The following is a 23159-nucleotide window of genomic DNA, read 5'->3' as shown; positions in this document are numbered from 1 at the left end:
TCAGACCGTGGCTCCGGCATGGGGATCGTTCGGATCCTCGTCCTTTTTGGCAGGCTTGATGAGGTCTTCGCGTTTCACACCCAGCCACATCGCGATGGCGGCCGCCACGAACACGGACGAGTAGATGCCGAACAGGATGCCGATGGTCAGCGCCAGCGCAAAGTAGTGCAGGCTGGGGCCGCCGAAGAAGAACATCGACAGCACCATCGCCTCGGTCGAGGCGTGGGTGATGATCGTGCGGCTCATCGTGCTGGTGATGGCGTGGTCGATCACCTCGTGGGTGGTCATCTTGCGGTACTTGCGGAAGGCCTCGCGGATCCGGTCGAAGATCACGACCGACTCGTTGACCGAGTAGCCCAGCACCGCCAGCACGCCCGCCAGCACGGCCAAAGAGAACTCCCACTGGAAGAACGCGAAGAAGCCCAGGATGATCACCACGTCGTGCAGGTTGGCGATGATGGCCGCGACCCCGTACTTCCACTCGAAGCGGAAAGCCAGGTAGATCACGATGCCGACCACCACCATGGCCAGCGCCATGAGGCCGCCGTGCACCAGTTCCTCGCCCACCTGCGGGCCGACGAACTCGGTGCGGCGCAGCGTGACTTCCGGGTTGGCGGCCTTCAGCGCCCCCAGCACCTGCTCGCTCTGCTGGGCAGACGTCACGCCCTTTTGCACGGGCAGGCGGATCATCACGTCGCGGGCGGTGCCGAAGTTCTGCACCTGCACGTCCGGGTAGCCCAGGCCCGACACGGTCTCGCGGACCTTGGCGAGTTCTGCCGGCTGGCTGTAGGCCACTTCCATGACCGTGCCACCGGTGAACTCCACCGACAGGTGCAGCCCGCGCGTGAGCAGGAAGAACACCGCCAGCGCAAAGGTGAGGAAGGAGATCGCGTTGAAGATCAACGCGTGCTTCATGAAAGGGATGTCTTTTCGGATGCGGAAGAATTCCATGTCTTCCTCCTTTAGTTCGTCTTGGCCACAGCGGTGTCAGGTTCAGGCTTCCACACCTGGCCGATCGACACGCTCTTGAGCTTCTTCTGGCGGCCGTACCAGAGGTTCACCAGGCCGCGCGAGAAGAACACGGCCGAGAACATGCTGGTCAGGATGCCGATGCAGTGCACCACGGCAAAGCCGCGCACCGGGCCGGAGCCGAAGGCCAGCAAGGCCAGGCCCGCGATCAGCGTGGTCACGTTCGAATCGAGAATCGTCGCCCAGGCGCGCTCGTAGCCCGCATGGATGGCCGCCTGCGGAGACACGCCCGCGCGCAGTTCTTCGCGGATGCGTTCGTTGATCAGCACGTTGGAGTCGATCGCAACGCCCAGCGCCAGCGCCATGGCGGCAATGCCAGGCAGTGTGAGCGTGGCCTGCAGCATCGACAAAATGGCCAGCAGCATCAGCACGTTCACGGCCAGCGATATCGTGGAGAACACGCCGAACAGCGCGTAGTAGATGCACATGAAGACGGCGATCGCCACCATGCCCCAGACCACGCTGTGGATGCCGCGCTCGATGTTGTCGGCGCCCAGGCTCGGGCCGATGGTGTATTCCTCGATGATTTCCATGGGCGCGGCCAGCGAGCCGGCACGCAGCAGCAGCGCGGTGTCGTTGGCTTCGGCCGTGGTCATGCGGCCGGAGATCTGCACCCGGCCGCCGCCGATTTCGCTGCGGATCACGGGGGCCGTGACCACTTCGCCCTTGCCCTTTTCGAACAGCACGATGGCCATGCGCTTGCCCACGTTCTCGCGCGTGATGTCCTTGAAGATGCGCGAGCCCTTGGCGTCCAGCGTGAGGTTCACGGTGGGCTCCTGGGTCTGGCCGTCAAAGCCGGGCTGGGCGTCGGTGAGGTTCTCTCCGGTCAGCACGACCTGCTTCTTCACGATGATGGCCTGGCCGCTGCGCTCCAGGTAGCGCTCGGAGCCGAACGGCACAGGGCCGCGGCCGGTTTCCGCAGAGCGGGCCTCGGTGCCTTCGTCCACCATGCGCACTTCCAGCGTGGCGGTGCGGCCCAGGATGTCCTTGGCCTTGGCGGTGTCCTGCACGCCGGGCAACTGCACCACGATGCGGTCCAGGCCCTGCTGCTGGATCACCGGCTCGGCCACGCCCAGCTCGTTGATCCGGTTGTGCAGCGTGACCATGTTCTGCTTGAGCGCCTGCTCCTGCACCTTGCGGGTGGCTTCGGGCTTGATGGCGGCGCGCAGCTTGAATTCGCTGCCGTCCGGCGTGCTGGTGACCTGCAGGTCGGTGAACTGGTCCGTGATCAGGTTGCGCGTGGCCGTGAGCGTGGCCTCGTCGCGCACGCGGATGTCGATGTTCTGGCCGTCGCGGCTGATGCCGCCGTGGCGGATGTTCTTGTCGCGCAGCGCGGTGCGGATGTCACCGGCGTACGACTCTGCCTTCTTGGTCAGAGCCGCCTGCATGTCCACCTGCAGCATGAAGTGCACGCCGCCGCGCAGGTCCAGGCCGAGGTACATCGGGTTGGCGTGCAGCGCCTTGAGCCACAGTGGCGAGCGCGACACCAGGTTCAGCGCGACGATGTAGGACGGATCGTTGGCGTCGGGCACCAGCGCCTTTTGCAGCGCGTCCTTGGCCTTGAGCTGGTTGTCGGGCGTGTCGAAGCGCGCGCGCACCGAGTTGCCTTCCAGCGCCACGAAGTCGGGCGTCACGCCAGCGGCCTTGAGCGTCTCTTCCACCCGCTGCTGCATGGCGGCGTCCACCTTGATGGTGGCCTTGGCCGACGAGACCTGCACTGCAGGCGCCTCACCGAAGAAATTGGGCAGGGTGTACAGGGCCCCCACCAGCAGCACGATCACCAGGATCGCGTACTTCCAGACCGGATAACGGTTCATGATCGCGCTCTTACCTCAGTTGTCCATGGCGCCATGCGCGCCAGCAGCCCCATGAGCCTGCGCCTGGCCATGCCAGACATGCCGTGGCACTGGCGTGGCCAGACCACCGGCATCGCCCGCCTCCTTGCGCGCAGCGCGCAAGACGAAGAGGGAGGCAGCGCAGTCGCTCAGGGGGTTGTTCTTCTTCACTTCACCGAGCCCTTGGGCAGGACTTGCACGACAGCGCTGCGCTGCAGTTGCACTTCCACGCCACTGGCGATCTCGATGTGCAGGAAACCTTCGGACAGGCGCGTCACCTTGCCGACGATGCCGCCCGAGGTGGCCACTTCGTCGCCCTTGGCGATGGCGTCGATCATGGCGCGGTGCTCCTTCTGGCGCTTCATCTGGGGCCGGATCATGACGAAGTACAAGACCACGAACATGAGAACCAGGGGCAGCATGCTCGTCAGCGAGGACATCATGCCGCCGCCGCCAGCGGCTGCGGCGGGTGCGGTCTGGGCAAAAGCGGAAGAAATAAACACGGGTGGCACTCCACAACGGATGGTCAAAATACACAAAAACCGCCCACGCAGGCGCCTGGGCGCCCGCCAAGGCGGAACAGGACATTGTATGCGGCCCCCCGCCTGCGCCCCAAGGGCGAAGACCCAAGCCCGCGCCGGGTGTTTGCTGCACAGGCGCTGCAGGCAGGGTGGTTGCATCGATATGAATAAAAATGGCCGCTAACGCTTTATGGGTAAGCGCTGGCAGCTCCTTAATTCATAGCAAAAGGCCCGCGGGGTGCGGGGCCCTGGGGTCGCAGATGCAGCCAGCAGGCTGGACTTCAAGCCGCCCGACGTCCGGTGAAGGCGCCTGCACCACCTCGGTACCTGGGCCATCAGCCAGTGTCATTCCGAGCGCGCCATCGTCAGGGGCGCTCTTTCGCTTGGCCATTGCCGCTGAGCGCTCAGCGCCCAGAAATACTCAGGCGCTTGTGGGTAAAGAAAGTATTACCTCCGAGAGTTTTGAACTGCACGAATTCGGGCGAAGGGGCGCTGCTACCGGCCGTTTTCCAAGCGAAAAGCCCCGTGGGGCTGGGATCAGGAGGCAGCGGTTCGGTTGCAGCAGCAAGTGCCGCTTCGTAGTACGCAACATATTTCGCGTGCCACTGTGTATTGGTAGCGTCATTAACGATGGCCAACCGATCGTCGATCATTCTGCTTTTCTTGTTGGCGATGCTGGGGTAATGCGCAAAACCTTCAAACTGCACATTTCCGCGGTCGTTCGCAGTCACGATATCCCTCAAGCTGCCTGCTCCTGCTGCCATGAATTCCTTGGCACTGCCGGACTCGAGCCGATTCACAATCACGCGGCGCATCATGCGCATAGCATCTTTGATTGCTTCAGGGCCAGTGATGTTGTAGCGTTTCCATTCCTGTGGATCCGGTACTTCCGCCAGAAAGAGCCGGATCAGCAACCCGGCATCGGAGTTCTGATCTGGAAAAGTCACCGCCTTGCTGACGTTGACACTCACCAGCGCGGGCGTCACCGTCAGTGTGGACATTCCCTCGCCACGATTTGATTTCAGCATCAGCTTGGCATTGCCCGCGCTGCGTGCAGTGACCTCGAAAGTCCACGAGTCTGCGCGGCTGTTGTGCGTGTTGCTCGTGAGCTCCAGCACATGGGGATAGTCACTCACGGCCACCAGTGTGTAGCGCTTGTCGATGGCTTCCAGCTTGACGCGCAGAACGTTACCCTCCACAAGGTCAACCGCCCCAGGCACAGGGCTGCCGTAGGCGTATTTCAATAAGGCGTTTGGCATGTAATTCCTCCCCCTGCTGATCGATATTTTTTTGAACTATTGCGCTGACTTAGCAGGCTTGAATGCAGGAATTCTCACTTGGACACCCACTCGCTGACACTGAGCGAGCTTGTGATTGACCCAAGGGCGGCTGACCAGAAAGGTGCTGGTACCTATGTCTTCGTCGGTCGGGACCACGCCTGTTTTGAGATTGATCCCGCCACTGGCATAAGCCAGCGCATGTCCCGCCGTCACTGGGTCCAGAGCTGGATCTGACCGATAACGTTGCCCATCTTTCACGGAGTTGATTTGTTGAAGATAGGCGCCTTCATGCCAAATCATCCATAAGAGAGTTTCATCGCTGTCACCCGCACCTTCAGCCTTGAACGCCTGTTGTACGAAGCAAAACGTGTTCAGGTACCCGTTGGCTTCTTCCTCTGCAAGATAGGAGCGCAGCGTAGTCCGGCTCGGCATTCTTCGGGGGTCGGGCCTGGAGAACTCGGGGTCGATGGCCGGATAGGGGTTGGGCTGCGAAGGAGGTGCTGCTGCCGTAGCTGGTTCCGCGGCGGTGGCAGTGGCCGCGGCGGTCAACGCGAACGCCAGCGCAAGGCTGGCGGAAATCCGGTATGCAAAGGTGGTGGTCTGCATGGTCTGGCACCGCTTCGATGGGAGAGGCACTATAGAGCCGGGCGAACACGGAAATATCGAATGCTGGCCGCCTAAGCGCTGGTCAACTTGTCATTGATCTATTTGCGTCGTTTGCACTGTTTTTTAGAGCACTTTCCGCCGATGGTGGGCGCTTGGATTGAGCGTCTTAAAACGCATCGCGCGGCACGGGCGGGCGGAGTGTGGAAATACGGATTCGGGCACCTACCCGCCGACACTGGGCGAGCTTGTGGTCAACCCAAGCGCGGCTGACCAGAAAGGTACTCCCACGGATGTCATCGTCAGTCGGGACGACATCTGTCTTGAGGTTCACGATGCCGGTGGCGGATGCCATCGACCGCCCCCTTGTAGCGTCATCGAGTGCGGGATCGGGTCGATAGCGTTGCCCCTGCGGGACGGTGTTGACATCCTGAATGGTCATCCCCTCATGCCAGATCATCCACACCACGCTCTCGCCTTTTTCATCAGGGCGGCGCGGTGTGGCGCGGCACAGTTGGGCGAAATGCGGGGATGCGCACTCGGGTGCCCACACGCCGGCACTGAGTGAACATGTGATCGACCCAGGGGCGGCTCACGAGAAACGTGCTGCCACCGACGTCCTCGTCAGTTGGAACCACGCTGGTCGTAAGGTCCACCGTGCCGGTTCCGTGAGCCATTGACCGCCCCTCTGCCACTTCATCCAGCGCATCGTCGCGCTCAAAGCGCTCTCCAGGGCCCAAAAGATTGACGAGGTGGATGGACTTCCCCTCATTCCAGATCATCGACAACACGCTCAACCCCGGCTCAGCCGTATCTGGCGCATCCAGCCGCCGCTGCACAAAGCAGAACGTGTTCGACTGCCGGTGGCTTTTCATTTCGCTCAAAAACGACCGCAGCGTGGTCCGGCTCGGCATTCTTCGGTCGTCGGGCTTGGAGAACGCCGGGTCGATGGCCGGATAGGGGTTGGGTTGTGACGCAGGCGCCGCTGTCGCAGCAGATTCCGCGGCGGTGACAGCGGCCGGGGCGGTCAACGCGAACGCCAGCGCGAGGCTGGCGGACATCCGGTGTGCAAAGGTGGTCGTCGGCATGGTCTGGCACCGCTTCGATGGGAGGGGCACTATAGAGCAGGCCACAGGCGTAACCGTCGAACGCTGGCGCCCGTGCGGTGGGCCGGCATGTCATTGGTTTCTTTGCTGCGTTGGCCCTGCTGTTGAGGCACTTTCCCCTGCGGGCGGACCTAGGTGCTGCCGCTCACCGACCAGGCACCCCAGGAGTCAAAGCACGATGCGCCCCAGCGGGGCCCACCGCAAAAATCAGCGGATATCCATGGTCGCAGAGGCTTGCACAGTGCAACCGCAGAGCCGCAGAGCCGCAGAGCCGCAGAGCCGCAGAGCCGCAGAGCCGCAGAGCCGCAGAGCCGAACCACCGTGCAGCCCCGCAGCTCCAGCCCCTGCAGCTCCAGCCTCAGGCCGACCGCCGCAGCGCGCCCTGCGGTTGGCGCCACTGCACCATCAACCCATCCCACTTCGGCCGCGCGGTCTTCAGATGGCGCTCCTTCACGTGGCCGTAGCCGCGGATCTCTTCGGGGATGCGCGCGATTTCCACCGCCAGGGCGTGGTTGTCGGCCGTCAGGCCCGCCAGCAGTTCTTCGATGCAGGCCCGGTACTCCACGATCAGCGCGCGTTCCATGCGGCGCTCTTCGGTCTTGCCGAACACGTCGAACGCCGTGCCGCGCAGGCCCTTGAGCTTGGCCAGCACGCCGAACGCGCTGCGCATCCAGGGGCCGAAGGGCTGCTTGACCAGTTCGCCGCGGTCGTTCTTCTTGGCCGTCAGCGGGGGCGCCAGGTGGTGCACCAGCTTGTAGTCGCCTTCGAACATGTTGGCGATCTTGTCCGTGAAGGCTTTGTCGGTGTGCAGGCGCGCGACCTCGTACTCGTCCTTGTACGCCATGAGCTTGAACAGGTATCGGGCCACGGCCTCGCTCAGGCGCGTGCCGATGTTCAGGCGGGACTCGGCGGCTTTGACCTTCTCGACGAACGCGTGGTATTCGGCCGCATAGGCAGCGTTCTGGTAGCCGGTGAGGAAGTCCACGCGCTTGGCGACGGTCTCGGCCAGCGAGGGCTTCTTGACGAACTGGATCACCTGCGCGGCCTGGAACAGTGCCTGCACCGACGCCAGGTCGTGCGCGCAGCGGCGGCCCCATTCGAAGGCGGCCTTGTTGTTGTCCACCTGCACGCCGTTCAATTCCATGGCGCGCATCAGCGATGCAAGGCTCAAAGGCACGCGGCCCTTTTGCCAGGCGTAGCCCAGCATCAGCGGGTTGGTGTAGATGCTGTCGCCCAGCAGTTGGGTGGCCACCTGCTCGGCGTCGAAGCTGCCCACGCCACCCGCACCGACTGCGGCGGCAATCGCGCTGTCGCAGTTGGCACCGGGGAACTGCCAGTCCGGGTTGGTCACGAAGGCCGCCGTGGGCGTGCCGTGCGTGTTCAGCGCCACGAAGGTGCGGCCCGGCTGCATGACGGCCAGCGTGTACTTGTGCGCCGCCACGATGGAGTCGCAGCCGATCACCAGGTCGGCCTTGGCGGTGTCGACCTTGGTGGTGTAGATGGCCTCGGGCCGGTTGGCGATCTGGATGTGGCTCCAGGTGGCACCGCCCTTTTGCGCCAGGCCGCCTGCGTCCTGCGTGATGACGCCCTTGCCGTCCAGGTGCGCGGCCATGCCCAGCAGCGATCCGATGGTGATCACGCCCGTGCCGCCCACGCCGCCGACCACGATGCCCCAGGCGGTTTCGGCCACCGGCAGCACGGGTTCAGGGAGGGACGGCAGCGCCGACAGGTCGCCCTTCTTTTCCTTCTTGGGCTTCTTGAGCTTGCCGCCTTCCACCGTGACGAAGCTCGGGCAAAAGCCGTTGACGCACGAGTAGTCCTTGTTGCAGGTGCTCTGGTTGATGCGGCGCTTGCGGCCGAATTCCGTTTCCACCGGCTCCACGGAAAGGCAGTTGGACTTGGTCGAGCAGTCGCCGCAGCCCTCGCACACCAGGTCGTTGATGACCACGGTCTTGTCGGGCGTGGCCAGCGTGCCGCGCTTCCTGCGGCGGCGCTTTTCGGTGGCGCAGGTCTGGTCGTAGATGATGACCGTGCAGCCCTTGATCTCGCGGAACTGGCGCTGCAGCGTGTCGAGCTCGTCGCGGTGGTGCACCGTCACGCCCTCGGCCAGTGCCACGCCGTCGTACTTCTGCGGCTCGTCGGTCACGATGATGAGCTTGGCTACGCCTTCGGACTTGAGGCTGTTCATGATCTGCAGCACCGAGTGGCCCTCGGGCCGCTCGCCCACCTGCTGGCCGCCGGTCATGGCCACGGCGTCGTTGTAGAGCACCTTGTAGGTGATGTTGGTGCCCGCCGCGATGCTCTGGCGAATCGCCAGCAGCCCGCTGTGGAAGTACGTGCCGTCGCCCAGGTTGGCGAACACATGCTGATCGGTGGTGAACGGCGCCTGGCCCACCCAGGTCACGCCCTCGCCGCCCATCTGCGTGAAGGTCGACGTGTTGCGGTCGGGCATCCAGTTGGCCATGTAGTGGCAGCCGATGCCGGCCACGGCGCGCGAGCCTTCGGGCACGCGGGTGCTGGTGTTGTGCGGGCAGCCGCTGCAGAACCAGGGCGCGCGCTCGCCGGTGTCCACCTTCAGCTCGGTCATCGCGCGCTCGCTGGCCTCGATGACGGCGATGCGCGCATCCATGCGCGCGATGATGTCGCTCGATACGCCCAGCTTCTTCAGGCGCTTGGCAATCGCCTTGGCGATGATGGCCGGGGTCAGGTCGGCCTTGGCGCGCAGCAGCCAGTTCTGGCTGGGGTTGGGCATGGACCATTCGCCGCCGGTGGCATCACCTTCAGGTTCGTCGAACTTGCCCAGCACGTGGGGGCGCACGTCCGAGCGCCAGTTGTACAGCTCTTCTTTCAGCTGGTATTCGATGACCTGGCGCTTTTCCTCCACCACCAGGATCTCCTGCAGGCCCTGGGCGAAGTCGCGCGTGATGGTGGCTTCGAGCGGCCAGACCACGTTGACCTTGTGCACGCGGATGCCCAGCTGGCGGCAGGTGTCGTCGTCCAGGCCCAGGTCCACCAGGGCCTGGCGCGTGTCGTTGTAGGCCTTGCCGCTGGCGATGATGCCGAAGCGGTCGTTTTGGCCTTCGATCACGTTGTAATTGAGCTTGTTGGCGCGGATGTACGCCAGGGCCGCATACCACTTGTAGTCCATGAGGCGCGCTTCCTGCTCCAGCGGCGCGTCGGGCCAGCGGATGTGCAGGCCGCCGGGCGGCATCACGAAGTCCTCGGGCATGACGATCTTCACGCGGTCCGGGTCCACCGAGATGCTGCTCGACGACTCCACCACCTCCTGGATGGTCTTCATGCCAGACCACACGCCCGAAAAACGGCTCATGGCAAAGGCGTGCAGGCCCATGTCCAAAATCTCTTGCACGCTGCTCGGGAAGAACACCGGCGTGCCGCAGGCCTTGAAGATGTGGTCGCTCTGGTGCGCGGCCGTGCTGCTCTTGCTGATGTGGTCGTCGCCCGCAATCGCGATCACGCCGCCGTGCTTGGCGGTGCCCGCCATGTTGGCGTGCTTGAACACGTCCGAGCAGCGGTCCACGCCCGGGCCCTTGCCGTACCAGATGCCGAAGACGCCGTCGAACTTCTTGGACTGTGGGTACAGGTCCAGCTGCTGCGTGCCCCAGACGGCCGTGGCGCCGAGTTCCTCGTTCACCCCGGGCTGGAAGACGATGTTGTTGGCCGCCAGGTGCTTTTTGGCCGCCCACAAAGATTGGTCATACGTGCCCAGCGGCGAGCCGCGGTAGCCGCTGATGAAACCCGCCGTATTGAGGCCCGCCATCGCGTCGCGCTGGCGCTGCAGCATGGGCAGGCGCACGAGGGCCTGGACCCCGCTCATGAACGCCCGGCCACCGTCTAAAGAATATTTGTCATCGAGCGTGACGGTTTCCAGGGCCTTGCGAATGTGTTCGGGCAACGGGGCGTTCATGGGTAGTTCCTGTGGGGTGACGGCCTGCTGTCACCGCCTTGTGGGCAGCGCAGAGGGAGTTTCAACGGTTTGAAGCACAGTTTATGCACTCCGAAGGGATATGTCCTTTCGTTTTCATGCTAGGTTTACCCTTGATTTGGAAAGGATCTTTCTTAAAATCGCGCTGATATGAACAATTTGGATAAATTCGACATCGCCATCCTGAACGAGCTGCAGGTCGATGCCCGGCTGACCAACGCCGAACTGGCTCAGCGCGTGGGCTTGTCGGCGGCTCCGTGCTGGCGCCGGGTGCGGGCGCTGGAGGAGCAGGGCTTCATCAAGGGCTACCGCGCCGAGATCGACCGTCACAAGATCGGCCTGGGGGTGCTGGCTTTCGTGCGGCTCGATGCCGACCGCAGCACCGGCAACCTGACGCGCGAGATGGAGGCGGCCATCGCGCGCATCCCCGAGGTGGTGGCCTGCCACTACATCAGCGGCACCGGCACGTTCGAGCTGCAGGTGGTGGCGCGCGACCTGGACAGCTTTTCGCAGTTCGCACGCGAGGTGCTGCTCAACCTGCCCAATGTGAAAGACATGCACACCAGCTTCTCGCTGGGCGAGGTCAAGGCCAGCAGTGCGCTGCCGCTCACGCACCTGGCGCGTGCCAAATGACGTTTGCTATGTATTTGATAGCTGCTGCCGCTTGCCAGACAGGCGGTGGGGCCAGTTTTGAGCCCGTACCGGCGTGCTGCGGCTGCGGCAGCGCTCCGGCCACGCGCGCAGCCGGTACCGCCCACGTAACAAGGCGTTAAGGCGCCCCCCCGCAGCATGGTGTGCTGTATAAGCCTGCTGAACCATCGCGAAGCCAGCCAGGCTTCGTGCGCGCTGCATCCACCACCACGCCCCGCCAGCGGCCTGCCCCGTGCCCACGGCCGGGGGCGTGCGGCCGTGGCACCGCAGTGACGGCGGTTTTTCCTGGTGGGTCCATCAATCAATAACTACGGCTCCCTTTGAGCACAGGCCGCCAGCCTGTCGACCGGGGCGCCAACGAGGGAGGGGTCGGCATGATCTTCTGGGGCGTTTTTTGGGGCGCGGTGCTGGGCTCCGTGCTGCCGGGCTACGGCTACGGTGAGCTGGGGCCGTACATCGGCGGCATCCTGGGTTTTTTTGCCGGGTTGTCGCTGCGCTGGGCCATCCGCGCTGCGATCCGCAGCGAGCTGCAGGCGCACGCCGCGAAGCCCGTCGTCAGCCCTGCGCCCCCAGCCACATCGGCGGCATCGGCGGCATCGGCTATCGCTGAGCTGGAGCGGGCGCCTGCTGCCACGGCAAGGGTGCCGGTCCCCGCGCCTGTTCCGTCGCAAATCCCCGTCCCGGTCCCGGCCGCGCCCACTGCGGACGACGAACTGCTGGAGGTGGACGACGCGCCCCGCAGGGGCGGTCTCACGCCGCAAGGCCTGCCCGCCAATCCGCCGCCTCTCGCGCAGCCCCCTTCGCCTGCCGCCACCCGCCCCCGTCCTCCCGCGCCGCCCGCCCAGCCCAACCCGATCGAGCTGGCCGTGCTGGCCGCAAAGAACTGGTTCCTCGGCGGCAACACCATCGTGCGCGTCGGGCTGGTGATCCTGTTCATCGGCCTGTCCTTCCTGGCGCGGTACGCAGCCTCGGCAGGCCTGTTCCCGGTCGAATTCCGCCTGGCCGCGATTGCCGGCGTGGCCATCGCGCTGCTGGTGGTCGGTTTCCGCAAGCGCACCGACAAGCCCGCGTTCGCGCTGGCCCTGCAGGGCGGCGGCGTGGCGGTGATGTACCTCACGGTGTTCGCCGCGTTCCGGCTCTACGGGCTGCTGCCGCCCACGCTGGCCTTCGCGCTGATGATCGCGGTCTGCGCCACCAGCTGCGCGCTGGCGCTGCTGCAGGACTCGCGCTCGCTCGCGGTGGCGGCGTTCGCCGGTGGCTTCGCGGCGCCCATCCTGCTGTCCACGGGCCAAGGCAGCCACGTCGGCCTGTTCAGCTACTACACGCTGCTCAATCTGGCCATTCTGTTCATCGCCTACAAGCGCTCGTGGCGCGTGCTGAACGTGGTGGGCTTCGTGGCGACCTTCGGCGTGGCCTCGGCCTGGGGTGTGCTCAAGTACGTGCCCGACCAGTACGCCAGCACCCAGCCCTTCCTCGCGGTCTTCGTACTCATTTACCTGTTCGCCGCCATCCTGTACGCCCGCAATACACCGACCAGGCTGGGCAATGCGGTCGACACCATGCTGGTCTTCGGCACGCCGCTGGTGGGCTTTGGCCTGCAGGCCGGGCTGGCGCAACCGTTCGAGCTGGGCGCCGCCTTCTCGGCGCTGGCCTTCGCGGCGCTGTACCTGATCGCGGCGATGGTGCTGGTGCGCCGCGCGCAGAGCAGCTACCGCCTGCTGATCGAATGCTTCATCGCCATCGGTGTGGGCTTTGCCACGCTGGCCGTGCCGCTGGCGCTGGACGCGCAATGGACGTCGGCGGTGTGGGCGCTGGAGGGCGCTGGCGCCTTCTGGGTCGGCATGCGCCAGGCCCGCTGGATGCCGCGCGCTTTCGGCCTGGTGCTGCAGGGCGTGGCGATGCTGGCCTTCATGGACGGCGTCTCCAGCGTCTCGCGCCTCGCTCTGGTCAACCCGGCCTTCCTGGGCGCCTTGCTGATCGCGCTGCCGGCGCTGCTGCTGGCCTGGTGGCTGCGCAAGCCGCTGCCGCACAGTGGCTCGGCCTGGGCCAAGGGCTATGCGGGTGTGGAAGCGCGGCTGTCCAGCCCCGCCTACCTCTACGGCTTTGCCTTCTGGTGCCTGGCCTGGCTGCTTGAGATCACGCGGCGCGTGCCCGGCCTGGAGGCGGGCCAGTGGCCCGTGCCGGTGTTCTCCGAACGCATCATCGAACTGCTGGCCATGCTGGCCATCGTGCTCAGCGCCGCGCTGTCGATGGTGCTGGGCCTGCGCACGCGCTGGCCCGTGGCCACTTGGCCGGCGCGCGGCACCATCGCCGTACTGGCGCTGGGTTTTGTCGCGCAGGTGGGCGACGGCTACCGCGTGCTGGCCACCCCCGCGTGGGCCGTGTGGCCGGTGGCGCTGGCGCTGCATGGGTGGATGCTGCGGCAGACCGACCGCCTGCAGGCAGCGGCCGCTGGGGACGGCAAGCCCGCCGCGCGCATGTCGGCCTTCGGCTGGTTCCATGCCGCCACGGCGTGGCTGGTGACCTTTCTGCTGGCCGACTGCCTGTGGTCCGGCATCGGCAAGGCCGAGCTGTGGCGCACCTCGTGGGCCGGCGTGGTCATGCTGGTCAGCGCCATTGCGGTGCTGATGGCGCTGGCGCTGTGGGCCGGCCGCGGCAACCGGCCTGCGGCGCGCGCAGCGCTGCCCTGGCCGCTGAACCCGCATGCCGAGGCCTACTACTGGCTGGCAGCGCTGCCGCTGGCGGTGCTGGTGTTCTGGGGCTCGCTGCTGGCCGCGGTGCATTCGTCGGGCCACACCGCGCCACTGCCCTACATTCCGCTGCTCAATCCCACGGACCTGACCCTGGCGCTCGCGCTGGGCGGCCTGGTGTTCTGGCGTCGGGTGCTGGTGTCGGCACGGCCGCAGCCTGCCCACGCGGGCTGGGTCGTCGGCCGCCATGCGCTGGTGGCGCTGGCGCTGCTGGTGTTCATCGCGATCAACACGGTGTGGCTGCGCGTGGCCCACCACTTCTTCGGCGTGCGCTGGGATGCCTCGGCGCTGTTCGACAGCTTCGTCGTGCAGACCGGCTACGCCATCCTGTGGACGCTGCTGGCGCTCAGCATGATGGTGCTGGCGCACCGCCGCGCGCAGCGGCCGCTGTGGCTGGTGGGCGCAGGCCTGCTGGGGCTGGTGGTGGTCAAGCTGCTGCTGATCGACCTGTCCAACGCCGGGGGTGCCGAGCGCATCATTGCCTTCATCGCGGTGGGTGTGCTGATGCTGGTGGTGGGCTACTTCGCGCCGCTGCCGCCCAAGGCCGCGCCCCGTGCGGCGCCCGATGCTCCGCCGGTCGCACCGGTCCCCCCGGTCGCGCCTGCGGCGCCTGTGGCCCCGGCGCAAGAGGAATCACTGTCATGAAGTCTCCCCGTCACCACCTGCCGCGGCCCGTAGCCGCCTGGCTGGCCGCTGCCGCCCTGTCCCTGGCCGCCGGGGGTGCCCAGGCGGCGGCCGATGCCAACAGCCCGGCCGCCTACGCCATCCGCATCCCTGTCACGCTGGCGGCCGATGCGCCGCTGCAGCGCGTCATGCTGCCCGCCGAGGTGTTGGTGCGCCTGCAGAGCCCAGGCTATGCCGACGTGCGCCTCTTCAACGGCGCAGGCCAGCCGGTGCCCATGGCGCTGGCCGGCGTGGCGGCCGCCAGTGCGCCGGAGGAATCGGTGGTGCTGCCGGCCTATCCCATCCTGGGCGCGCCCGGCACGCCAGGGCAGGCCGGGCTGGAAGGCCTGTCGCTGCGCATCGAGGAGCAGCAGGGCCGGCGCGTGGTGCAGATCGACACGGCGGGCACGGCTGCCCCTGTCGGCGCGCAATCCGTGCGCGGTGCGCTGCTGGACGCGCGCAGCGTCCCACTGTCCGTGGCCCGCATGGCGCTGGACGCCGATCTGCCCGCCGGCCAGCCGGTGACCTTCACGGTGCAGGCCAGCCGGGACCTGAAGAACTGGCGGCCGCTGGCCGAGACGGTGCTGTACCGCGCCGACGCGGCGGGCACGACCCCATCCCCAGCGGCACCGGGCCGCCTGGGCAGCGAGCACATCGACCTGCAACGGGCCGACCTCAAGGACCACTACCTGCGCGTGACCTGGGGCGATGCCGCCGTGACATTCCGCGGTGCGACGCTGGTCACCTCGCGCGGCGCGGGCCCGCGCGAGCGCGTCAGCGCCAGCATGGCGGTGCCGCCGCTGGGCAACAACCCGCGCGAGCTGGTGTTCGCCCTGCCGTTCGCCACTCCGGTCGCTGCGCTCAAGATCACGCCGCAGGGCAGCAACGTGCTGGTGCCGGTGCGCGTGCTGGGCCGCAACGACCGCGAGCGGCCCTGGGCGCACCTGGCCAGCGCCACGGTCTACCGCATGTCCACCGGCGGCAAGGAGCAGACCAACGCCCCGGTCGAGCTGGGCGGCGCTTCGGTGCGCGAGGTCAAGATCGAGGCCGACGCCAGGTCGGCCGGATTTGCCGCCGCGCCCGATATCGCGCTGCAGTTCGAGCCAGCGCAACTGGTCTTCCTGGCCAGCGGGCAGGGCCCCTTCACCCTGGCGGCCGGCTTGCCCGGCGCCGGTGCGGCAGCAAGCGCCTTCCTGCCCCTGGCCAGCCTGGTGCCGGGCTACCAGCCCCAGCAGGAGAACACCCTGCCCCCGGCGCTGGCCGATGTGGCCCGGGCCGACATCACCGGCGGCAAGCCCGCGGACGGCCCTCTGGTGGCCGCCGCCGCTGCCAGCGACGGGCTGTCCACGCGCAGCTGGGTGCTCTGGGGTGTGCTGCTGGCCGGCGTCGGCGCGCTGGGGCTCATGGCCTGGCTGCTGATGCGGCAGACGAAACCGGCGAGCCAACCGGCGATGGAGCCCGCGAGCAGTGCGCCGGATTCGCCGCGCGATGCGGTGTGACCGTGCCGTGTGGTGACCGTGCGGCGCTCTGCCAAGGTGGCTATTCGGCGCCGCACGCACCATGGCCGCGCCAACCGTCGCACAATGGGAGGACATGCCACCTTTGCCGTCCCACGAAAGCACGCGCAGCACTGCGCCCACCCCCGCTCCTGACCTGACCCCCGCTGCCCATGCCGCAGCGCGCGGGCCGACCGACGACGCGGCCGCCGCAGACCGCGCCGCGGCCGCGCAGGGCACCGAAGAATCCGTTGCCGCTCAGCTCGACCAGAGCGCCGCCGCGCAGCTGAGCCAGGCGGCCTCGCTGTCGCCCCTGGCGCCGCTGTCCGTGCCGGTGTTTCGCATGCTGTGGCTCACCTGGGTGGCGGCCAACACCTGCATGTGGATGAACGACGTGGCGGCCGCCTGGCTCATGACCACGCTCACCACCTCGCCCATCCTCGTGGCGCTGGTGCAGTCGGCCTCCACCCTGCCCGTGTTCCTGCTGGGCCTGCCCAGCGGCGCGTTGGCCGACATCCTGGACCGGCGGCGCTACTTCATCGCCACGCAGTTCTGGGTGGCGGCCGTGGCGCTGGTGCTGTGCGTGTTCGTCATGGCCGGCGGCATGACGGCGCCGCTGCTGCTGATGCTCACCTTTGCCAACGGCATCGGCCTGGCCATGCGCTGGCCGGTGTTCGCGGCCATCGTGCCCGAACTGGTCAGCCGCCCGCAGCTGCCGGCCGCGCTGGCCCTCAACGGCGTGGCGATGAACGCATCGCGCATCATCGGGCCGCTCTTGGCCGGCGCCATCATCGCCAGCGCGGGCAGTGCCTGGGTGTTCGTGCTCAACGCGGTGCTGTCGGTCATCTCGGGCCTGGTCATCATGCGCTGGAAGCGCACCCACGTGCCCAGCCCGCTGGGCCGCGAAAGGCTGCCCAGCGCCATGCGCGTGGGGCTGCAGTTCGTGCGCCAGTCGCCGCGCATGCGGGCCGTGCTGTGGCGCATCTCCATCTTCTTCCTGCACGCCACCGCGCTGCTGGCCCTGCTGCCGCTGCTGGCGCGCGGCCTGGAGGGCGGCGGTGCGGGCACCTTCACGCTGCTGCTGGCCAGCATGGGCGCGGGCGCCATCACCGCCGCGATGTTCTTGCCGCGCCTGCGCCAGGCCATGGCGCGCGATGTGCTGGTGATCCGCGGCACGGCCCTGCAGGCCGTGGCCACGGGCGTGATGGCCGTGGCGCCCAATGTGTACGTGGCCGTGCCCGCGATGTTCGTGGCCGGCATGGCGTGGATCACCACGGCCAATTCGTTGAGCGTATCGGCCCAGCTCGCACTGCCCAACTGGGTGCGCGCACGCGGCATGTCGATCTACCAGATGGCCATCATGGGCTCCACCGCCCTCGGGGCTGCGGTGTGGGGCCAGGTGGCCACCCTCAGCGACGTGCACGTGAGCCTGGGCATTGCCGCGGGCACCGGCGTGGTGGCCATGCTGCTGGTGCAGCGCCTGGTGGCCGACCGCAGCATGGAGGAGGACCTGAGCCCCTCCCGTGCCTTCAAGGCCCCGGTGGCCGATGCGCCGCCCAGTACCGGGCATGTGGTGGTCACCATCGAGTATTTCATCGACCCCGCGCGTGCCACCGAATTCCGCGCGGTGATGCAAGAGAGCCGCCGCAGCCGCCTGCGCCAGGGCGCGCTGGCCTGGCAGCTGCTGCACGACATCAGCCAGCCCGCGCGCTATGTGGAGCGCATCGAGGACGAGTCGTGGACGGAGCACCTGCGGCGCTTCGACCGCGTGACGGCGTCCGACGTGGCGCTGCGCGACCGCAAGCTCGCGTTCCATGTGGGCGACGCACCGCCGCGGGTGACGCGGTGGGCGGTCGAGTCATGACGGCTCGGCAAGGACCGAACCGCGGCTGACTCACAATACCCACCCTGAGCGGCGCGGCCCCGGCATGCGGGCCCGCCTTCCTTGTCCAACGCTTTCGACCATGTCCGCATCCGACGAAGATTTCATGCGCCTTGCCCTGGCCGAGGGCCGCAAAGCCCTGCCAGCCTGCCTGCCCAACCCGCCCGTGGGTTGCGTGTTCGTGAAGGACGGTGCGGTGATGGCGAGCGGGTTCACCCAGCCGCCCGGCCAGCACCACGCCGAGGCCATGGCGCTGGCCCAGTGGCCCGGCGATCTGGCCGGCGTGACCGCCTACGTCACGCTGGAGCCGTGCTCGTTCCATGGCCGCACGCCGTCGTGCGCCAAGGCGCTGGTGGCGCGCGGCATTCAGCGGGTGGTGGTGGCCATGCTCGACCCCGACCCGCGCAACGCCGGCGCAGGCATCGAGATCCTGACGGCCGCTGGCGTGGAAGTGTCGGTCGGCGTGCTGGAGCGCAGCGCCGTGGACGACATGGGTGCGTACCTGGCGCTCAGCGCCAATGCCGCGGCCCCGGGGAGCGCCGCATGACGCGCTTCACGCCCAGCCTGCTGGTGTGCCTGGTCGGTGCCGCATCGTGCGCACATGCCGTCCAGGCGCCTCAAGTGCCTCAAGTGCCTCAAGTGCCCCAAGCCGTGAGCGCTGCAAGTGCCGCCAGTTCGGAGAGCGCCCCCAGCGCCGCCGGCCTGCTCGGCTGCTGGCGCGCCACCAAGATCGTGCTGTACGTGCAGGACGGCACCCAGGCCGAGGACACCTCGGGCCGCTGCACCCTGCAGTTCAAGCAGACCCTGTTCGAGTCCACCTGCAAGACCTCCACCGGCAGCTCCACCACCGCGTACCGCTACCAGGTCGTGCGGCCCCAGGTGTATGCGGCCACCATGGCCAGCAGCACCTTCAAGACGGACATGATCGGCTCCACCCGCGAGTACGAATACCGCATCGACGGCGACCAGCTGCGCACCGTGAGCGTGCCGCCCGCCAAGCCGTCCGAGCCGCCGGCCGTGGCGGCACCGCGCGTGGAGACCGAGGCGGCCCGGACGCCATGCCCGTGAGGCTTGCGGTTGGTTTGCTATTGAATCAATAGCTGCTGGCGCTTGCCTATCCAGCGGTAGCGGCCCAAAAGGCTTGGATTTCAGGCCGCGTCGGCCGGTGCTGCCGTGGCCGCAGCCGCAAAGCTGCGCCGCAGTATCCCGGTCAGCATGGTGTGCAGCAGCGCCTGCACCGCTTGCATCGCGTCATCCCCCGGCCCCGTGCGTCGCAGCGCCGCGGCCAACGCATCGCCGTGCGCGGCCACCGTGCCGGTGACCTCGGCGCGCCAGCGCTCGGCCAGCCGGGCGGCATCGGCCGGCGGCACCCGCTCCAGGTGCGCGATGACGAGGTAGTGCGTGCAGGCCGCCTCCACCGCGTGGCGCAGCAGCGCGTCCCCATCGTCCTTCTTCTGCAGGGACCGCAGCACCCAGGCGGTGGTGCCGCCCAGCAGCGCGCCCAGGGCGGTGCCCGCCCCCAGCGTCAGGCCGCCGGTGCCGATGTCGATCAGCGCACCGGCCTTGGCGCCTGCCGCCGCGCCCGCGGCGGCGCCGGCGGATGTGCCCACGGCCAGGGCGGCGGTGCTGGTACGGCGCATGGCGGGCAGCAGCGCGTTGGATTCATGCAGCAAGGGCGCAGGTGGCTGGCCGTGCAGCGTGCGCAGCGCGGCGTCCAGCGTCTGCACCTGCTGCGCGTAGCGCGCGGACTGGGCGGTGGCGTCGCCCGTCTCACCGCTGGGTGCGGGTTGCGCCACCTCGCGCAGGTGCCGGGCCAGGGCTTGCAGCGACTGGTGAAAGCGCAGCTCGTTGCGCTCCACCCAGGCTGCGCGCAGGCGGCCCAGGGCGTGTTGCTGCGCGGGCAGCGCCACGGTTAGCCGGTCAAACAGTACGGGCTCCAGCACCCAGCTGGCGCCAAAGTCTTCCCACCGCAGTGCCAGCAGGGGCGCGCCCTGCCAGGCGGGCGGCGGGGCGTCGGTGGTCCATGCCAGCACGGCGTCCACCGGCTGGCGGGCATCGCCGAACTGCAGGCGGTCGCCCTGCGGGGTCTGCACCGCGGCGTTGTGCAGCACGTCCGCCAACGGCCCGTGCAGGCCGATCAGCAGGTCGCCCGGCAGGGCGGCGCGCAGCGCGTCGAATGCGGCATCGCCCGGATCGATGCGGGCTTGCCAGCGGGCCTCGCGCCAGCGCGCCCAGGCCGCCAGCGCCAGGCGGGGCAGCACCACCACCAGCGCCAGCAGGCCCACGTACATCCACACCCAGCGGCTGCCGCCCGCGCCCTCGCCGGCAAAGTTCTGCGTGGCCGCAATCTCCTGCAGCGTGAAAGGGGCCGTGCCGAACAGCACGGCCAGCGGCCAGAACAGCACCGACACGATGGCATGCACCTGAGCGGCGTCGAGGAAGGTGCTCTCCCACCCGAACTGGTAGCGCACCACCAGCCCGCGCAGCAGCAGCGACAGCGCGATGCCCGCGCCCCAGGCCGCCGCGCACAGGTGCAGCACGCGCGCCGCGCGCTGCACCTGCAGGTCGGCCGTGTGGGCCCACCACCGTGCATGGAAGTCCGCCGCGATGCGCGCCGCCAGCCCGCGCCCCCGGCCGGTGCCCAGGCGGCGGGTGAGGTGCCGCAGGCCCTGCAGCAGCGGCAGCCCCGTGGCCGGCGGGCGCCAGGCACGCCAGGCCATCAGCAGGTACACGCACAGGTTCCACGCCAGCACGATCAGCAGCGGTGGCGACAGCAGGTCCACCCGGTGGGCGTTGGCGATGCGGTCGATGGCCAGGCCCATCGCCAGGGCCAGCAGCGGCAGGCCGCGCGCCAGCCAGCGCCCGGCGGCACCGGGCTCGTGCAGGGCGGCGACGGTGGCGTCCCGGCCGCTGGCGCGCCGGGCGACGGTGTCGGCACGCTCCAGCACCACGTCGCCCGCACCCACGCGCTGCGCACCGCGCTGGCGGGCGGCTGCCACGGCCGTGCGCGTGGCCTCGTCCCAGTCGGCCTGGCTGACCAGGGTGCGCCCGGCATCCACCTGCTCGATGGACTGGGCGAGCAGCACGGTCCGCAGCTGGGGCAGGGTCACGCGCACGGATGCTCCTGTTTTAATAGCTGTTGGCGCTTGTCAGACAAGCGGGAGAGGCATTTTCGACCATTATTTGGGCCACAGCGCCCACAGCCGCAGGTTCTGCTTCAGGCGCCCGGCAATGTCCCCGGCCTCCGGGCCCCAGCCCGAGAAGAAGTCGGCCCGCACTGCGCCCAGGATGGCGCTGCCGGTGTCCTGCGCCATCACCATGCGGTTGAGCTGCACTTGGGGGCCGCTGGAGGCCAGCCACACCGGCGTGCCGTACGGGATGCTCTGGCGGTCCACGGCGATGGAGCGGCCGGGCGTGAGCGGCACGCCCTGCGCGCCGCGCGGGCCGAAGCCGGCGTCCAGCGGGTTCAAGGGCTCCTCGCGGAAGAACACATAGCGCGGGTTGGTCCACATCAGCTCGTTGGTGCGCTGCGGGTTGGCCGCCAGCCAGGCGCGGATGCCGGGCCAGGTCGCGTCGCGCGTGTAGCCCTGGTCCAGCAGCCAGCGGCCGATGCTCTGGTAGGGCTGGTCGTTGGTGCCCGCATAGGCCACGCGCACCAGCGACACCGACCCGTCGGCCTCGGTGATGCGCAAGCGGCCCGAGCCCTGGATGTGCAGCACCATCGATTCCACCGGGTCGCGCAGCCAGGCGATGGCCCGCCCGGCCAGCGCGGCCTGTGCCTCGGGCATCGACTCGATCTGCTGGCGGGTGTACCAGGGCTTGCGCGCGCCCAGCCCGGCGGGCGTGCGGTAGATGGGCACGTTGAAGCCGTTGCCCGGCTGGCGCGCGCCGTCCATCATGGGCTCGTAGTAGGCCGTGAGCAGGCCGTCGGGGTTGCCGTCGGTCGCCTCCACGCGGTAGGGCTGCAGCCGCGCGATGAGCCAGGCGCGCTGCTCTTCGGCGGTGGCGATGCTCAGCTGGCGCACGTCGCTGCACAGCGCGGTGAAGGGCGGCGCGGGCCGTTCGCAGCTCTTGATCCAGGCGTTCCAGGCCTCGTGCAGCGCGTCCTCGGTAAAGCCCGGCAGCTCGGCCCAGCGCACGGGCACCCAGCGGCTCTTGGGCTGGGCCATCGGCGCAGGCAACGGGCCGGTGTCGCCCGGCAGCACCACCGCGCCAGACGGCAAGGACGGAAAGGGCGCCGGGATGGCCGGGGTGCGGGAGGGGCTTGCGGGCGGAGGGCTGGAGCAGGCCACCAGCGTTCCTACAATCAGCGCCGTCGATACAAGGCGCAGGAGTGTCAATGTCATGGGGCTGATTTTGCTTGAAGCGCTGCTTGCGCTGGTGCTGCTGGGGGCGATTGTGTGGTGGACGATGTTTTCGGGGCGCAAGGGGGGTGAGCTCAAGCCGCCCAGCCAGGACACGCCTGCACCTGCACCTGCACCGCCTGAGGCGCCCGGCCCCAAGCCTCCTGCGCCGCCGCCCGGTTCTTCCTGACCTCCTGCGCTTGACCGCTCCCGGGAGCCAGGCGACGCAGTCCTACAACCAAGGGGCCCCTGTGCCGATGGCGTGGCTCCGCATGCCACACCAAGATGGCGGATCAGCTGGGCGCTACCGAGGCTGCCGCCAAAAACAGGCTGCAGCCCGCGACCGGAACTCCCGCAGCGCCCAGCTCCCGTTGATCATTCAAGGAGCACACACATGCGCAGAAACATTCTTTGGGGCGCCACCGCCGCCGTCGTCATCCTGGCCACCGGCTGCGCCAACATGGACGATACCCAGCGCCGCACCGCCACGGGCGCTGGCGTGGGGGCACTGGCCGGCGCCGTGATCGGCTCGGCCACCGGTGGCAATGCCGGTACCGGCGCCGTGGTGGGCGCGGGCGTGGGCGCCCTGGGCACCTACATCTGGTCGCAGAACATGGAGCGGCAAAAGCGCGAGATGGAGCGTGCGACCCAGGGCACCGGCATCGCCGTGACCCAGACCGCCGACAACCAGCTCATGCTCAACATCCCGAGCGACATTTCGTTCGCGGTGGGCCGCTCGGACATCCAGCCCAACTTCGCGCCGGTGCTCGACCAGTTTGCCGCCGGGCTGCGCAACAACCCCAACACGGACGTGCGCATCGTGGGCCACACGGACAACACCGGCAGCGATGCCATCAACAACCCGCTGTCGGTGGACCGCGCCGCCAGCACGCGCAGCTATCTGGCTGCGCGGGGCGTGGACGGCCGCCGCATCGCCATCGACGGCATGGGCGAGCGTTACCCCATCGCCAACAACGACTCGGCCGACGGCCGCGCCCGCAACCGGCGCGTCGAGATCTTCGTGGGCGAACGCCCCCGCGGTTGATCCTCGGGG

General features: G+C 68.1%; 17 protein-coding genes. 7 read left to right on the top strand and 10 right to left on the bottom strand.

Annotated elements, in window-relative coordinates:
- The 8 genes from secF to ACSQ3D_RS19450 all read right to left on the bottom strand — a co-directional run bounded on the left by secF (nucleotide 1) and on the right by ACSQ3D_RS19450 (nucleotide 10302).
- Nucleotides 1-951 (bottom strand): protein translocase subunit SecF, encoded by a 951-nt coding sequence (gene secF, locus ACSQ3D_RS19485; RefSeq protein ID WP_056411112.1) that lies wholly within the window; start codon nucleotides 949-951, stop codon nucleotides 1-3.
- An 11-nt stretch (nucleotides 952-962) separates the two neighbouring features.
- Complete coding sequence (gene secD / locus ACSQ3D_RS19480) at nucleotides 963-2846, bottom strand: protein translocase subunit SecD (RefSeq protein WP_396506986.1); 1884 nt, start codon at nucleotides 2844-2846, stop codon at nucleotides 963-965.
- 15 nt (nucleotides 2847-2861) lie between these two features.
- Complete coding sequence (locus ACSQ3D_RS19475; protein ID WP_156370419.1) at nucleotides 2862-3035, bottom strand: hypothetical protein; 174 nt, start codon at nucleotides 3033-3035, stop codon at nucleotides 2862-2864.
- Entirely contained in the window at nucleotides 3032-3367 is a 336-nt protein-coding gene (yajC, locus tag ACSQ3D_RS19470; RefSeq protein WP_056171299.1) for a preprotein translocase subunit YajC, read from the bottom strand. Before yajC ends, ACSQ3D_RS19475 begins: the two co-directional genes overlap by 4 nt.
- 422 nt (nucleotides 3368-3789) lie before the next feature.
- Complete coding sequence (locus tag ACSQ3D_RS19465) at nucleotides 3790-4644, bottom strand: hypothetical protein (protein ID WP_056411116.1); 855 nt, start codon at nucleotides 4642-4644, stop codon at nucleotides 3790-3792.
- 36 nt (nucleotides 4645-4680) lie between these two features.
- Complete coding sequence (locus ACSQ3D_RS19460; protein ID WP_436127980.1) at nucleotides 4681-5271, bottom strand: hypothetical protein; 591 nt, start codon at nucleotides 5269-5271, stop codon at nucleotides 4681-4683.
- A gap of 482 nt (nucleotides 5272-5753) precedes the next feature.
- Nucleotides 5754-6356 carry a hypothetical protein gene (locus ACSQ3D_RS19455; protein WP_156370420.1) on the bottom strand — a complete coding sequence of 201 codons (603 nt, stop codon included), beginning with the start codon at nucleotides 6354-6356 and terminating at the stop codon, nucleotides 5754-5756.
- Nucleotides 6357-6732: 376 nt separating this feature from the next.
- A complete protein-coding gene (locus ACSQ3D_RS19450) occupies nucleotides 6733-10302 on the bottom strand; it encodes an indolepyruvate ferredoxin oxidoreductase family protein (RefSeq protein ID WP_436127979.1) in 3570 nt (1189 codons plus the stop codon).
- Nucleotides 10303-10470: 168 nt separating this feature from the next.
- Between ACSQ3D_RS19450 and ACSQ3D_RS19445 the strand changes: the two genes are divergently transcribed.
- The 6 genes from ACSQ3D_RS19445 to ACSQ3D_RS19420 all read left to right on the top strand — a co-directional run bounded on the left by ACSQ3D_RS19445 (nucleotide 10471) and on the right by ACSQ3D_RS19420 (nucleotide 18830).
- Complete coding sequence (locus tag ACSQ3D_RS19445; RefSeq protein WP_056171295.1) at nucleotides 10471-10953, top strand: Lrp/AsnC family transcriptional regulator; 483 nt, start codon at nucleotides 10471-10473, stop codon at nucleotides 10951-10953.
- A 392-nt stretch (nucleotides 10954-11345) separates the two neighbouring features.
- Complete coding sequence (locus tag ACSQ3D_RS19440) at nucleotides 11346-14366, top strand: DUF2339 domain-containing protein (protein WP_436127978.1); 3021 nt, start codon at nucleotides 11346-11348, stop codon at nucleotides 14364-14366.
- Nucleotides 14363-15883: a DUF3999 domain-containing protein gene (locus ACSQ3D_RS19435; RefSeq protein WP_436127977.1), complete on the top strand. Its 1521-nt coding sequence runs from the start codon at nucleotides 14363-14365 to the stop codon at nucleotides 15881-15883. Before ACSQ3D_RS19440 ends, ACSQ3D_RS19435 begins: the two co-directional genes overlap by 4 nt.
- Nucleotides 15884-15977: 94 nt before the next feature.
- Entirely contained in the window at nucleotides 15978-17744 is a 1767-nt protein-coding gene (locus ACSQ3D_RS19430; RefSeq protein WP_436128049.1) for an MFS transporter, read from the top strand.
- A gap of 100 nt (nucleotides 17745-17844) precedes the next feature.
- Nucleotides 17845-18309 (top strand): bifunctional diaminohydroxyphosphoribosylaminopyrimidine deaminase/5-amino-6-(5-phosphoribosylamino)uracil reductase RibD, encoded by a 465-nt coding sequence (locus ACSQ3D_RS19425; RefSeq protein WP_436127976.1) that lies wholly within the window; start codon nucleotides 17845-17847, stop codon nucleotides 18307-18309.
- Between the two features lie 104 nt (nucleotides 18310-18413).
- Nucleotides 18414-18830, top strand: a complete 417-nt coding sequence (locus ACSQ3D_RS19420; protein WP_436127975.1) for a hypothetical protein — start codon at nucleotides 18414-18416, stop codon at nucleotides 18828-18830.
- A gap of 80 nt (nucleotides 18831-18910) precedes the next feature.
- Here ACSQ3D_RS19420 and ACSQ3D_RS19415 read toward each other — a convergent pair whose 3' ends face one another.
- Together ACSQ3D_RS19415 and mltA are read right to left on the bottom strand one after the other, a co-directional pair.
- A complete protein-coding gene (locus tag ACSQ3D_RS19415) occupies nucleotides 18911-20872 on the bottom strand; it encodes a DUF3482 domain-containing protein (RefSeq protein ID WP_436127974.1) in 1962 nt (653 codons plus the stop codon).
- Nucleotides 20873-20941: 69 nt separating this feature from the next.
- A complete protein-coding gene (gene mltA / locus ACSQ3D_RS19410; protein ID WP_436127973.1) occupies nucleotides 20942-22108 on the bottom strand; it encodes a murein transglycosylase A in 1167 nt (388 codons plus the stop codon).
- 391 nt (nucleotides 22109-22499) lie between these two features.
- Here mltA and ACSQ3D_RS19405 point away from each other — a divergent pair, with 391 nt between their 5' ends.
- Nucleotides 22500-23150 (top strand): OmpA family protein, encoded by a 651-nt coding sequence (locus tag ACSQ3D_RS19405; protein ID WP_056411136.1) that lies wholly within the window; start codon nucleotides 22500-22502, stop codon nucleotides 23148-23150.
- Nucleotides 23151-23159 lie beyond the last annotated feature (9 nt).

Origin of the sequence: Acidovorax sp. LjRoot117, assembly GCF_964252695.1 — a bacterium.
Classification (GTDB): Bacteria; Pseudomonadota; Gammaproteobacteria; order Burkholderiales; family Burkholderiaceae_C; genus Acidovorax.
This window is presented reverse-complemented; position numbering and strand designations above follow the sequence as displayed.